13 protein-coding genes are annotated in these 13,118 nt (G+C 71.6%); 1 reads left to right on the top strand and 12 read right to left on the bottom strand.

The window, feature by feature from the left end; all coding sequences use genetic code 11:
• Nucleotides 1–20: 20 nt before the first annotated feature.
• The 7 genes from rplS to proS all read right to left on the bottom strand — a co-directional run bounded on the left by rplS (nucleotide 21) and on the right by proS (nucleotide 4,966).
• The gene (gene rplS / locus ACNAVT_RS04560) at nucleotides 21–380 is read right to left on the bottom strand and encodes a 50S ribosomal protein L19 (RefSeq protein WP_088977890.1); all 360 of its coding nucleotides are present in this window, start codon (nucleotides 378–380) and stop codon (nucleotides 21–23) included.
• Nucleotides 381–523: 143 nt separating this feature from the next.
• Nucleotides 524–1,297, bottom strand: a complete 774-nt coding sequence (trmD, locus tag ACNAVT_RS04555; RefSeq protein WP_416293094.1) for a tRNA (guanosine(37)-N1)-methyltransferase TrmD — start codon at nucleotides 1,295–1,297, stop codon at nucleotides 524–526.
• A 15-nt stretch (nucleotides 1,298–1,312) separates the two neighbouring features.
• Nucleotides 1,313–1,906, bottom strand: a complete 594-nt coding sequence (rimM, locus tag ACNAVT_RS04550; protein WP_416293092.1) for a ribosome maturation factor RimM — start codon at nucleotides 1,904–1,906, stop codon at nucleotides 1,313–1,315.
• A complete protein-coding gene (locus tag ACNAVT_RS04545; protein WP_030500803.1) occupies nucleotides 1,906–2,166 on the bottom strand; it encodes an RNA-binding protein in 261 nt (86 codons plus the stop codon). The genes rimM and ACNAVT_RS04545 overlap by 1 nt, the downstream gene beginning before the upstream one ends.
• Nucleotides 2,141–2,602, bottom strand: coding sequence for a 30S ribosomal protein S16 (gene rpsP, locus ACNAVT_RS04540; RefSeq protein WP_416293089.1), 462 nt, complete (start codon nucleotides 2,600–2,602; stop codon nucleotides 2,141–2,143). Before rpsP ends, ACNAVT_RS04545 begins: the two co-directional genes overlap by 26 nt.
• 239 nt (nucleotides 2,603–2,841) lie before the next feature.
• Complete coding sequence (locus ACNAVT_RS04535; protein ID WP_416293087.1) at nucleotides 2,842–3,489, bottom strand: DUF402 domain-containing protein; 648 nt, start codon at nucleotides 3,487–3,489, stop codon at nucleotides 2,842–2,844.
• Nucleotides 3,490–3,559: 70 nt separating this feature from the next.
• The gene (proS, locus tag ACNAVT_RS04530) at nucleotides 3,560–4,966 is read right to left on the bottom strand and encodes a proline--tRNA ligase (RefSeq protein ID WP_416293085.1); all 1,407 of its coding nucleotides are present in this window, start codon (nucleotides 4,964–4,966) and stop codon (nucleotides 3,560–3,562) included.
• Between the two features lie 79 nt (nucleotides 4,967–5,045).
• Between proS and ACNAVT_RS04525 the strand changes: the two genes are divergently transcribed.
• Nucleotides 5,046–5,612 carry a hypothetical protein gene (locus tag ACNAVT_RS04525; protein WP_416293083.1) on the top strand — a complete coding sequence of 189 codons (567 nt, stop codon included), beginning with the start codon at nucleotides 5,046–5,048 and terminating at the stop codon, nucleotides 5,610–5,612.
• 7 nt (nucleotides 5,613–5,619) lie between these two features.
• Here ACNAVT_RS04525 and ACNAVT_RS04520 read toward each other — a convergent pair whose 3' ends face one another.
• The 5 genes from ACNAVT_RS04520 to ACNAVT_RS04500 form a co-directional block, all read right to left on the bottom strand.
• On the bottom strand, nucleotides 5,620–6,699 hold the full coding sequence (locus ACNAVT_RS04520; protein ID WP_416293081.1) for an amidohydrolase family protein: 1,080 nt from the start codon (nucleotides 6,697–6,699) through the stop codon (nucleotides 5,620–5,622).
• A 100-nt stretch (nucleotides 6,700–6,799) separates the two neighbouring features.
• The gene (gene ffh, locus ACNAVT_RS04515; protein WP_416293079.1) at nucleotides 6,800–8,353 is read right to left on the bottom strand and encodes a signal recognition particle protein; all 1,554 of its coding nucleotides are present in this window, start codon (nucleotides 8,351–8,353) and stop codon (nucleotides 6,800–6,802) included.
• A 173-nt stretch (nucleotides 8,354–8,526) separates the two neighbouring features.
• Complete coding sequence (locus ACNAVT_RS04510) at nucleotides 8,527–10,152, bottom strand: glycosyltransferase family 39 protein (protein ID WP_416293077.1); 1,626 nt, start codon at nucleotides 10,150–10,152, stop codon at nucleotides 8,527–8,529.
• A complete protein-coding gene (locus ACNAVT_RS04505) occupies nucleotides 10,146–11,150 on the bottom strand; it encodes a glycoside hydrolase family 26 protein (protein WP_416293075.1) in 1,005 nt (334 codons plus the stop codon). The genes ACNAVT_RS04510 and ACNAVT_RS04505 overlap by 7 nt, the downstream gene beginning before the upstream one ends.
• Nucleotides 11,151–11,155: 5 nt before the next feature.
• Nucleotides 11,156–13,111, bottom strand: a complete 1,956-nt coding sequence (locus ACNAVT_RS04500; RefSeq protein ID WP_416293073.1) for a glycosyltransferase family 2 protein — start codon at nucleotides 13,109–13,111, stop codon at nucleotides 11,156–11,158.
• Nucleotides 13,112–13,118 lie beyond the last annotated feature (7 nt).

Raw genomic sequence — 13,118 nt, 5'->3', positions numbered from 1 at the left:
GCGGCGTGGCGAAGGAAGATTCAGCTCGCCGGCTGCTTCTCGCGCAGCTCCTTGATCTTGGCCTTCTTGCCGCGCAGCTCGCGCAGGTAGTAGAGCTTGGCGCGCCGCACGTCACCGCGGGTCACGATCTCGATCCGGTCGATCGCCGGGCTGTTCAGCGGGTAGGTCCGCTCCACACCCACACCGAAGCTGACCTTGCGGACCGAGAAGGTCTCGCGCAGGCCGTCACCCTGGCGGCGGATGACGACGCCCTGGAAGATCTGGACCCGGGACCGGTTGCCCTCGACGACCCGAGCGTGCACCTTGACGGTGTCACCGGCACGGAAGTCGGGGAGGTCAACGCGCTTCGACTGTGCGTCAAGGGCGTCCAGGATGTTCATCGCTGCGTCCTCGTGAGGCTCACGGCGCACCGTCAGTCGATGCGCGAATGGGTGATTCTGACCCCCGGGTGGTGGCCGGCGACGCCGACCCCGGTCGAGGGTCCTCGCAGCCGCCCACGGCGTGGACGGATGCGGCAACCCCCCTACTTTGCCACATCCCCCGGCGGCAGCTGAAATCCACCCCGGTCCAACGCCGCCCGGTCCCGCTTGTCCAGGCTCTCCGGCGGCAGCGCGGCGATCATGTCCGGCCGGCGGGCCGCCGTGCGCAGCAGCGCCTCGTCACGCCGCCAGCGGGCGATCTTCCCGTGGTCGCCGGAGCGGAGCACCTCGGGCACTTCGTGCCCGCGCCAGGTCGCCGGCTTGGTGTACATCGGCGCCTCGAGCAGCCCGTGCGCGTGCGACTCCTCGTCCAGCGAACCGGCGTTGCCGAGCACCCCGGGCAGCAGCCGGGTGACCGCCTCCAGGATCACCAGCACCGCCACCTCACCGCCGAAGAGCACGTAGTCGCCGAGGGAGACCTCGGTCACCCGCATCCGGGTCGCCGCGTGGTCGAGCACCCGCTGGTCGATGCCCTCGTACCGGCCGCAGGCGAAGAGCAGGTGCGACTCGGCGGCCAGCTCGTGCGCCATGGCCTGGCTGAACCGGACGCCGACCGGCGAGGGCACCAGCAGCCGGGGCGGGGGTGCCTCCGCCGGCGCGAGGGCGTCCAGCGCCGCACCCCACGGCTCCGGCCGCATCACCATGCCGGGGCCGCCGCCGTACGGCGTGTCGTCGACCGTGCGGTGCACGTCGTGGGTCCAGGTCCGCAGATCGTGCACGGCAAGCCGCAGCGTGCCGTTCGCGCGGGCCTTGCCGATCAGTGACAGGTCCAGCGGGGCGAAGTACTCGGGAAAGATCGACACGATGTCGACGCGCATGACGGGTGGCTCCAGCTACAGGTCGAGCAGACCGCCGGGCGGGTCGACGACGACGCGACCGCCGGCGAGATCGACCTCGCGCACGATCGCCTTGACGAACGGGATCAGCGCGGTCCGCCCCTCGGGGCGGCGCAGCACCAGCAGGTCGGAGGCGGGGGCGTGGTCGATCCGGGCCACCTCGCCCAGCGGCTCGCCGGCCGGGGTGACCACGGCGAGACCGACCAGCTGGTGGTCGTGGAACTCCTCCGGGTCCTCCGGCGGCGCGACGTCGGCGCTGTCCACCCCGACGAGGGTGCCGCGCAGCGCCTCGGCGACGTCGCGGTCCAGCACTCCCTCGAAGGCCACCAGCAGCCGGCCCTGGTGCCAGCGCGCGGCCTCGACGGTCAGCTCCTCCGGCACCCGGTAGGCCCCGGGCTCCGCGGGCGCGGCCGCCCCGGGCATGGTGTGCAGCACACCCGTGATGCGCTCAGACCGGGGCACCGCCCCGGGCATGGTGCGCAGCACCATGCCCGGGGCGAACCGTGCTTCGGGCTCATCGGTCCGCACCTCCACGGTGACCTCACCGCGGATTCCGTGCGGCTTGCCGATCCTGCCGACGATGAGAAGCATCAGTACGAGTCGACGATGTCGACGCGTACCCCACGCCCACCGATGGAGCCGATCACCTGGCGCAGCGCCTTGGCGGTCCGGCCGGACCGCCCGATCACCGTGCCGAGGTCCTCCGGGTGCACGCGGACCTCGAGCCGCTTGCCCCGGCGGGAATCGACCATCCGCACCCGGACGTCGTCCGGGTGGTCGACGATCCCCTTGACCAGGTGCTCCAGGGCGGGACGCAGCGCCATGTCAGGCCTGCTCGCCGGACTCGGCACCGGTCTGCTCCTCGGCCTTCGGCGCCTCGGCCTCCGGCTTCGCGGCCTCCGGCTTCGCAGCCTTCTTGGCCGGCTTGGCCGGGGTCTCCGCCAGGCCGGCGGCGGCCTTCGCCTCGGCCTCGTACGCCGCCTTGCGGTCGGCCCGCTCCGGGGCGACCTTCAGCGGAGCCGGGGCCGGCAGGCCCTTGAACTTCTGCCAGTCACCGGTCAGCTCCAGCAGGCGCTGTACCGCCTCGCTCGGCTGCGCGCCGACGGACAGCCAGTACTGGACCCGCTCCGACTTGACCTCGATCACCGAAGGGTCCTCCTTCGGCTGGTACACACCGACGAACTCGATCGCCCGGCCGTCACGCTTGGTGCGCGAGTCGGCGACGACGATGCGGTACTGCGGGTTGCGGATCTTGCCCATCCGCAGGAGCCGGATCTTTACGGCCACAGTTGTTTCGCTCCTGTTGCGATCTCACCGGCCCGGTACGGGCGGTGTGGCGGGTGAGCGCCGACCGGCACAGTGGGGTTGGGCCGGAGACTGCTCGGTCAACTGGCGACGCGCCCGGGTTAGAGGGCGCCGGACGCGCGCCGGATACCAGCGAACCATTCTGCCAGATCCGGCCCCGATCTCTCGCACCGGACCCGGACAGGTCACCCGGGTCGCCCGTCGGGTGACGTACGACACGGTCAGCGGACCGGCGGCCGGTCCCAGCCGGGCGGCAATCCGTCCGGTACGTCCCATTCGGCCGGTGGGGTGAAGTCGCACCAGGTGCCGTCGAAGGGGAAGAGGCCGGCCTCGGCACGGGCGATCACCCGCTCCCCCTCGGCGCGGACGGCCTTCTCGTCGGTCACCCAGTAGTGGTCCGGGAAGGCCAGGCGTTCGACGAACTCGTCCTCGTCCTTCCACTCCCAGCTGAGGTCGGGATGGACCACCACGTCGAGATCCTGGTCCACCACGTCGACCCCGGCCACCGCGCCGTCGTCCCACCGCACGCCCGGTTCCTCGAGGTTGACGTACCAGTTCCGGAACCCGCCCCGGACGTCGCGGAACCACCAGACGGAGTGGGCCGCGCCGGTGGGCAGGAACTTGAGCAGCGGCGGCCCGTTCCAGCTGCCCCGGGCGAGCCGGTAGCGGGAGGTGATCCACTCGGCGAACGGCACGGCCCGCATGCCCAGCCCCGCCTCGGTCACCTCGTTGGCCACGGGCGTGTCCCGGGCGACCCAGAGCAGCAACCCCCGGTCGTCGTCGAGGACCACGCGGGCCGGCCGGACCCAGCCGATCCGGCCGTTGCGCACGTTCCGGTGCATGATCAGCCGGCCCGGCTCGAAACGCACGTCACCACCCCAGGCGGTCAGCGGAGCCCCTCCTCCCACCCAGTCGCGACGAAGGGGCCCTCCGCACACCTCAGTAGGCGCGGGCCAGGATGGCGACCAGGTCCGGCTCGTCCTCGGAGTCCGGCACCGAGCCGTCGGCGCGCAGCAGGCACCGGACGGTGACCCCCTGGCCGTTCGCCTCGGCCTCGCCCTGGACGCCGACCGCCGACCACGGCACCCGGGCCCACCCGGTGGCCGCCGCCTCGATCGCCTCCGCCAGCGTGGCGACGTCGGTGGTGCGGGACTGCCGGACCGCGAGGGCCTGGTCGTGCAGCGCCTGCTGGTCGGCCTCCAGCGCGGCGAGGACCGCGCCCACCACGTCGGCCACCGGGGTCGCGGCCTTCGAGCCGTCCGTACGCCGGACCACCACCGCGTTGCCGGCGGCCAGGTCGCGGGGGCCGACCTCGACGCGGACCGGGTAGCCGCGCAGCTCGGCGTCGACAGCCCGGCGGCCGAAGGCGGTGTCGGTCCGGTCGTCCAGCGCGACCCGGACGCCGGCGTCGCGCAGCGCGTCACGGAGCTTGGCCGCCGCCTCGCCCACGCCCTCGCCGTCCTTGACGACCATCACGTACGCCTGGACCGGCGCCAGCTTCGGCGGCACCCGCAGGCCGTTGTCGTCGCCGTGGCACATGATCAGACCGCCGAGCATCCGGGTCGAGGTGCCCCAGGAGGTGGTCCAGGCGAGCTCCCGGCCACCCTCGGCGGAGGAGAAGCTGATGTCGAACGCCTTGGCGAAGTTCTGGCCCAGCTCGTGGCTGGTGCCCAGCTGGAGCGCCTTGCCGTCGCCCATCATGCCTTCGCAGGTGTAGGTGGCGGTCGCGCCGGCGAACCGCTCGCGGGCGGTCTTCAGGCCGACCACCACCGGGATGCCGAGCACGTTGACCATCAGGTCCTCGTACGCCTCGTGCAGGATCCGGCGCGCGTAGGCGCGGGCGTCCTCCCGCGTGGCGTGCGCGGTGTGGCCCTCCTGCCACAGGAACTCGCTGGTGCGCAGGAAGATCCGGGGCCGCAGCTCCCAGCGGACCACGTTCGCCCACTGGTTGAGCAGCAGCGGCAGGTCCCGGTACGAGTCGATCCACTTGGCCATGAACTCGCCGATCACCGTCTCGCTGGTGGGGCGCACCACCACCGGCTCGGCGAGCTGCTTGCCGCCGCCATGGGTGACCACGGCCAGCTCCGGCGAGAAGCCCTCGACGTGCTCGGCCTCGCGCTTGAGATAGCTCTCCGGAATGAAGAGCGGGAAGTACGCGTTCTCCGCGCCGGCCGCCTTGATCCGGGCGTCCATCTCGGCCTGCATCCGCTCCCAGATGGCGTAGCCCGCCGGTCGGATGACCATGGTGCCCCGCACCGGGCCGTTGTCGGCCAGCTTGGCCTTGGCGATCAGGTCCTGGTACCAGCGGGGGAAGTCCTCCGCACGGGGAGTGAGCACGCGTGCCATGACCGCACATCCTATGCCGCCCCCGGCGGGGCGGCGCGATCGGGCACGCCCGCGCGGGCATTGGCTAGCATCTGCGGCCATGCCCTCGCTGTTCTCCCTGTTCAGCCGCTCCTCCGAGCCGGCCCCGCTGCCCTACCCACCGTCCTCGCCCGAGGGCTCCGTCGCGCGCTGGGTGCGCTGGGTGGCGGCGCACGGGCCGACGAAGGACCCGATCCACGACAGCACCGGCGAGGACGCCGGACACCACCAGCCCGACGACGTCTGGTTCCTGGCCGGCACGTACGGCGGGACGGTGCGGCGGCGCTGTGCGATCCCCGCCGGGCGGCCGCTCTTCTTCCCCGCCTTCAACATGTGGCAGGTCGGTTCCGGCCCCGGCGAGGTACCGGTGGTGAGCTCGGCGACCGGGCACGCCAAGCTCGACGGGGAGCGGGTGCCGCTCGCCACCATCGGCACGCCGACTCCCTTCGAGGTACGCGGGGCGTTCGGCAACGGCGTCACCGCCCGGTCCCGGCCGTACCCGGTCACCTGCTGGGGGCTCTGGGCGAGCCTGCCGGCGCTGGCCCCGGGCGAGCACGAACTGACCTTCGGCGGCACCGACGGCGGCGAGTTCTGGGTGAAGGCGCGATATCAGCTGACCGTGAGCTGAGCCCCGGTCAGCGCAGGACGCGGCCGCGGAGGACGATGCGGGACGGGGTACGGACCACCCGCAGGTCGCGGCGCGGGTCCTCGGGGTAGACGACCAGGTCGGCGAGGCCGCCCTCGACCAGACCGGGGAAGCCGAGCCACTCGCGGGCCCGCCAGGAGGCGGCGGCGAGGACGTCCTCGGTGGACATGCCGGCCCGCTCGTGCAGCAGCAGCATCTCCTCGGCGGCCAGCCCGTGGTCGATGCCCCCGCCGGCGTCGGTGCCGACGTAGATCGGCACCCCGGCCTCGTACGCGGCCCGGACCACGTCGGGGAAGCGGTCCCGCAGGGCGAGCATGTGGTCGGCGTACCCGGGGAACCTCGGGCGGGCCTGGTCGGCGATGCCGCCGAAGGTCTGGATGTTGATCATCGTGGGGACCAGCGCGGTGCCCTGGCGGGCCATCAGGTCGATCAGGTCCAGGCTCAGCCCGGTGCCGTGCTCCACCGAGTCCACCCCGGCCCGCACCATGATCTCCACGGCCGACTCGGAGAAGGTGTGCACGGCGGCGCGTGCCCCGGCGGCGTGCGCGGCGGCGACGGCGGCCGTCATGGTGTCGGTGTCCCACGACGGCGCGAGGTCGCCCACGCCGCGGTCGATCCAGTCGCCGACCAGCTTGACCCAGCCGTTGCCGGCGGCGGCCTGCTCGGCCACCGTCGCGGCCACCTCGGCCGCGCCCACCTCCACCCCGATGTCGCGCAGGTAGCGCCTCGGCGGCGCGACGTGCCGGCCGGCGCGGGCAAGTCGCGGCAGCTCCGGGTCGTCGTCCAGCTCCGGGTACGGGTACGGCGAGCCGGCGTCCCGGATGGCGAGCACCCCGGCGTCCCGGTCGGTCCGGGCCAGCTCCCGGGCCTGGTCGAGGGAGGTGACCGGGGCACCACCGTGGGCGATGCCGATGTGGCAGTGGGCGTCGGTCAGGCCGGGGAGCACGAAGCCGCCGTCGACGACCGTCTCCGCGCCGGGCACCGGTTCGAAGGTGACCCGGTCGCCGACCAGCCAGAGATCCCGGACCTCGTCGTCCGGCAGGAGCACACCGCGCACATGCAGAGCCATGTGCACAGTCCTACCCGATCACTCCTCGGCGGCGGCGAGGAGGTCGTCCCGACGGGCGGTGTGGGCGGGTGAGCGGATCCCCGCCCGTCACCGACAGGCGTCAGCGGGGGCGGTTGTCACCGCCCTTGCCGAGCTTGTTGAAGTCGATCTTCGGCAGCTTGAAGCCCGGCGGCAGGCCCTGGCCGCCGGCCAGGTCGCCCGGGTCCAGGCCCGGCGGGAGCTGCGGCATGCCGCCCGGGAAGCCCCCCGGCACCCCGGCGCCGGTCCGCGGCCGGCCGCCACCCTTGGTGCCCTTCCGCTTATTCTTGGGCGACTTGGTCGCCTTGCGCCGGCCTGCTCCGGGCAGGCCCATCATGCCGCCCATCTGCTTCATCATCTTCTGCGCGTCGGCGAAGCGGTTGAGCAACTGATTGACGTCCATCACGGTCACGCCGGAACCGTTGGCGATCCGGGCCCGCCGCGAGCCGTTGATGATCTTCGGGGTGGTGCGCTCGGCCGGGGTCATCGACCGGATGATCGCGGTGACCCGGTCGAAGTGCTTGTCGTCCAGCTCGGCGAGCTGGTCCTTCATCTGCCCCATACCGGGCATCATGGCGAGCACGTTGGCGATCGGGCCCATCCGCCGAACCGCGATGAGCTGGTCGAGGAAGTCCTCCAGGGTGAAGGTCTCGCCGCCGATCAGCTTGGCGGTCATCTTCTCCTTCTGATCGGCGTCGAAGGCCGCCTCGGCCTGCTCGATCAGCGTGAGGACGTCGCCCATGCCGAGGATCCGGCTGGCCATCCGGTCGGGGTGGAAGACGTCGAAGTCCTCCAGCTTCTCGCCGGTGGAGGCGAAGAGGATCGGCTGCCCGGTGACCTCCCGCACCGACAACGCGGCGCCACCGCGGGCGTCACCGTCGAGCTTGGAGAGGACCACACCGGTGATGCCGACGCCGTCGCGGAACGCCTCGGCGGTGCGGACGGCGTCCTGACCGACCATCGCGTCGATGACGAAGATGACCTCGTCGGGCTGGACCGCGTCGCGGATGTCGGCGGCCTGCTGCATCATCTCGGCGTCGATACCGAGCCGACCGGCGGTGTCGACGATCACGATGTCCCGGGCGGCCCGCTTGGCGTGCTCGATCGAGGCACGCGCGACCTGCACCGGGTCACCGACGCCGTTGCCCGGCTCCGGGGCGTACACCTCGACGCCGGCCCGGCCACCGAGCACCTGGAGCTGCCCGACGGCGTTCGGACGCTGGAGGTCGGCGGCGACCAGCAGCGGCTGGTGGCCCTGGGTCTTGAGCCAGCGGGCCAGCTTGCCGGCCAGCGTGGTCTTACCGGAACCCTGGAGACCGGCCAGCATGATCACGGTCGGCGGGTGCTTGGCGAACTGGAGCCGCCGCCCCTCGCCACCGAGGACGGCGACCAGCTCCTCGTTGACGATCTTGACGACCTGCTGGGCCGGGTTCAGCGCCTGGGAGACCTCGGCGCTGCGGGCCCGCTCCTTGACGTTCGCGATGAAGCCCTTGACCACCGGCAGGGCGACGTCGGCCTCCAGCAGCGCCATGCGGATCTCGCGCGCGGTGGCGTCGATGTCGGCGTCGGTGAGCCGACCCTTGCCGCGGAGCTTCGTGAAGATCCCGGACAGGCGGTCACTCAAGGTGTCAAACACGCGAACATCCCGTTTGTCGTCTTTGGCGGGGCACAATCAGCCGGCACGCACAAGGCCGGCTACCCGCAAGGGTAACGGTCCCACCTCCCCGACGCTTCCCGCCGGCGCGGCCGCGACCGTCACGGGCATCCGCACCCGCGCCGGCGGCGGTGCCGAGGCGCGGTGGGTCTCGCTCAGCGCTTGGGCTTGCGGACCAGCAGGTACACCTGCACGTGCTGAAACCGCTCTTCCCGCTCGATCTGGAAGAGCTTGCCCAACGTCGCCGCCCGGTCCGGCGACATCTCCGACCAGGGCTGCTGATCGGCGCTGGTACTCACCAGCCAGATCCGTTTGTGATCACCGAGACAGCTGAGGGCGACGTCGCACTCCTGCCCCGCGAAGCTGCCTCGCTCGGCGGCCGACCGGGTCAGGAAGATGTCCGCCGGAAGGCCACCGTCGCGCAGTTCGTAGGTCATGGCCAACCGCGGCGGTCGGGCGAGCCCGGCGTAGGCGATCGCGTCCCCCGGACGCACGTCGGGGGCGATCACCCGGGCGGCGGACCGGAAGTCGGGCTCCCACTCGAGGACCGGCTCGCGTGCCTCGCGTTGCCCCGCGAGGGTCAGCAGGATCAATCCGGGCAACGCCGCGACCAGCAGCAGCAGCTGCGGCCACGACCGGCGGAAGCTCAGCCGGGTCATGGCATGCAGGCCGCCCGCCGCCAGCAGCGCCCATGCCGGGAGGGTGAACAGGAAGTACCGGTAGAGGAAGAGGTGCAGCAGCGGGAACGTGACGAACGTGAACAGCGGCGGAAACAGCGCCCAGACGAGCAGGGCGGCCAACGTTCCACGGCGTCGGACGAACGGCAGCGCGAGGAGGCCGAGCAACGCGAGAGCGCAGACCGCCGTTGCTGCCTGATACGAGCCGAACAGCCGCTTGGGCAGCTCGACGATCGTCGTCCCGTCCGCCTTGATCCAGTCGATGGCGCCGGACTGGTCCGAGCCGGAGTAGATCAACGGCAGCGCCACGGCCGCGATCAGCGCCAGCGCCCCCAGGTACTTCCACAACCGCACGTCCCGCTCGGACCGTTGATAGCGCAGCCAGAAGATGATCGCGTGCGCGGCGAGGACCAGCCCGGCGACGAGGTGGAACGCGCAGGCCAGCACCATGCTGAGGCTGTAGGCGAACCACCACGGCCAGCGCGGTCGCTCCAGCGACACCAGCAGCAGCGCGGTACCGAGGGTGACGGCGGCCACGGACAGCGCGTACGGCCTGGCCTCCTGCGCGTACCGGCTGACCGACGGCACGAGCCCGAAGATGACGCCCGCGGCCAGCCCGGCGTACCAGTCGAACAGCCGCTGACCGACCAGGGCCGTGCAGCCGGCCGCGCAGCTCATCGCCACGAGCGAGGGCAGCCGAAGCATGCCGGGGTCGTCACCCACCAGCGACACCCAGCCATGCATCAGCACGTAGTAAAGCCCGAGCACGCGGTCCACGTGGTCGAGCAGTCTCGACAGTTCCGCCCAGTCGAGGGTGGCGGCGTGCCAGGTGGCGTACTCGTCGTTCCACAGCTGTCGGTCAGCGATGCCCCGCGCGCCGATGGCGAGCGTGAGCGAGGCCGACAGCAGGAAGATCAGCGCCTGTTGCCAGGCCGGGTAGCGGACGACCCGTTCCCCCGCGACGATCGGCGCGTTTTCCCTGGCCGGTGGAATGGGCCGCCGCACCCGGGGCATGATGATCGTGCCCTCGGTCGTCCTCGGCAGGAACTCGGTCACCGCGTCGGATCGGGGACGCGGCCGGGCGGCGTTGTCGTTCGTCAGCATGCCGGATCCGCCGCCGCCAGACCGGACCTGAAAGCGGCGAGGTTCGCGGGGGTGTCGTCGAACCGCCAGTCGCCCTGCCGGACGACCTGGTACCAGATGAAGCCGGCGACGCGGGGGTTGTCCCGCAGCCAGGGGCCGAAGCGTCTGAGCCAGTTCTCCTTCTCGGGCCCCGGCTGCACCCCCACCTCGGTCAGCAGGATCTTCTTCCGGGTCAGCGCGTACACCTGCTTCAACGTCGCCCGGTAGGTGGTCTCCGGCGTGGCCTCCCGCACCCCGTACCCGGTCACGCCGACGACGTCCACGTACTGGTCACCGGGCCAGAACTCCTTGATCGTGCGGCTGTCGGCGCCACGCAGAATGTTCGGCGACCACACCCACAGCGCGTTGGTGGCGCCCGCGGCCCGGAAGATCTCCACGACGTGCCGCCAGGCCGTGATGAACTCACCCCGGCGGTTCCCGTTGCGCGTCCCCCACGGATACCAGTGGCCGTTCATCTCGTGACCGAACCGGATGAGGATCGGCTTGCCGTAGGCGACCACCGCCCGGGCGATGGCCTCGTAGCGCTCGTCCCACTGCCCGTCGATGGTGCTTGCCAGCGTCCACGCCGGCTGCGTACGCCCCGACGTGTTGTGCCACGGCTCCATCGCCAGCAACGGGGTTCCGGGTACCTCGGCGAGCCGCTTCGCCGAGATCCCCTTCTCCACCGAGGCGAAGAGTTGCACCACCGAGGGCCGGCAGTTCAGCTTCAGCGCGACGTCAGCCAGCGCGGCCTCCGCGGGGTCGTGCGTCGTGATGCCGAAGAGGACCCGGTCGCCCAGCAACTCGTCCACGTCCGCCACCACGGGACCCGCTGGTTGCGGGGCGGAGCCGGGCGGCGGGGCCTGGGAACCCGACGGATTCCGGGTGCCCCGGTCCTTGTCGCCGCCGCATGCCGCGAGCGGTAGCAGCGCCGCGAGCACCACCGTGGCCGCCAGCAGCCGTCTCCATCGGGATGCCATGTCGCTCACCGCCTTCCCCCCACCGTGGGCGGATGCACCAGCGCATGCCTCGGCTGGTAGGACAGCGCCGGCTGCGCTGCCGGCCGCGAATGCGCCCGGGGAGACGCCGGCGGCTGCGGCCGCACCGGATCCTGGCGGTTCCCGGCCGTCCAGGCGGCCGTCGGTGCCCAGGTTGCGGTGGCCGTCCCGGCGCCCCGCGGCGCGGACGCCGCGACGGGGACGTGACCCGGCGCGCCCTGCACAGAACCCGATCCGACCGGTACGCGAGGCACGTCCACTCGCGCAGTCAGGGCCAGCTGGGCGGGAGCGGGAGCCGGGGAGACAGGAATCGGGGGCGGGGTGGGTGGAACGCCCGGTCGGACGCCGTAGGAGGGGGTGAGCAGCGGTGCCACCATGTACAGCTGCACCCCGGCGAGGAGTGCCGTCGTCCACAGCGGACCGATGCCGTACTGCGGGAAGCGGAGCGCGAGACCAGCCCAGAGCAGCACCTGCACCGCGACGATCCAGCTGCGGATCAGCCGGGAGACCCGCTCCGGCGCACCCTTCTTCTTCGCCTTGGGCGTCCGGCCGGCGGCGCCGGTCGGCACCCACTCCTGCACCTTCGCCCGGAGCGCGTCACAGATGGCGATGACGTGACACGCGGAGTTGATGAGACAGAGCCGGAAGATGGACGGCCGCCAGCCGCGGGCCATCATCGGGAAGACGAGCAGGGTGGCCAGCACGGCGGGCACCATCGGCAGGTAGTTGCGCGGTAGGACCCGTTCCGGGAAGAACCAGAGCATGGTCAGGGTGGGGAACGGCCCGGTGATCAACAGGCCTGCGGACGCCATGTAGTAGAGGAAGGCGGCCCAGAACGCCATCCGCTGCTGCCAGTTGAACTTGGCGTCGCGGAAATGCTTCTCCGTCATCAGCAGCATCGACGAGCGGCACCATCGCTGCTGCTGGTTGGTGATCGCCGCCCAGGTGTCGGGCGCGACACCCTTGGCCAGCGCGAGCGGCAGGTACCGGGTCTCCCAGCCGCCGGTCCACAGCTTCACGCCGGAGTTCACGTCCTCGCCCAGGGGAACCCGCGCGAACCCGCCCACCGCCTCCACCGCCTCCCGCCGGTAGACCACGTTCGTGCCGGCACAGATGGCCGCCCGCCAGACGTCCCGCGCCGGCTGGATCCAGCGGAAGAAGATCTCCTGGAGGCTGCCGGCGCCTCGCTGGACGTAGTTCATCCACGGTTCGACGTCGAAGTACTGGGCGGTCTGCACAATGCCGATCCGCGGCTCGGCCTGCATGTAGGGCACGGTCTCGTACAGGAAGTCCGGGCGGGGCGCGAAGTCCGCGTCGAAGACCGCACCGAAGCGGCCGATCGAGTACTCGAAGGCGTTGATCATGTTGCCCGCCTTCTTCAACCAACCACGCTCGCCCTCCTGCGGCGGGCGGCCGGGCACCGGATCCCGGCGACGCATGTAGACGAAGCCGTGCTTGATGGCGAGCTGCTCGACCTCGGGTCGCCGGTCACCGTCGTCGAGCAGGTACCGCATGACCGGTGCGTGCCACTCGACGGCGGCGACCGCCCGGCAGGTGTTCTCCAGGACGGCCATGGGCTCGCCGCAGATCGGCACCCAGATGTCGACCGTGTCGGCCGGATCCGGGCGGTACTGCGAGACGATCGCCTTGTGCTTCGGCAGGGTCAGCCGCGGACGGTGGCTGCGCAACCAGAAGTTCACCAGCACCGGCATGATCATGATCGGCAGGAAGAGCAGGGCGGGCGTGGTCCACGGCGCCTTGACGGCCACCATCACGTAGCCGTACAGGATGCCGAGGGCGCTGACGAAGATCCACGCGAAGATCCACGGCTTCGACTTCTGGAAATAGCTGTACTTTTCCTGGTCCGTCGGTGGCTGCGGTAGGTACAGGACGCCCTCGATGTCCTCCGTGGCGATCGAGGACGAGCCGTGCCGGTCACGCATGTGAGAC

It is taken from the genome of Micromonospora sp. SL4-19 (assembly GCF_047921475.1).
In the GTDB taxonomy this organism is placed as follows: Bacteria; Actinomycetota; Actinomycetes; order Mycobacteriales; family Micromonosporaceae; genus Micromonospora.
This window is presented reverse-complemented; position numbering and strand designations above follow the sequence as displayed.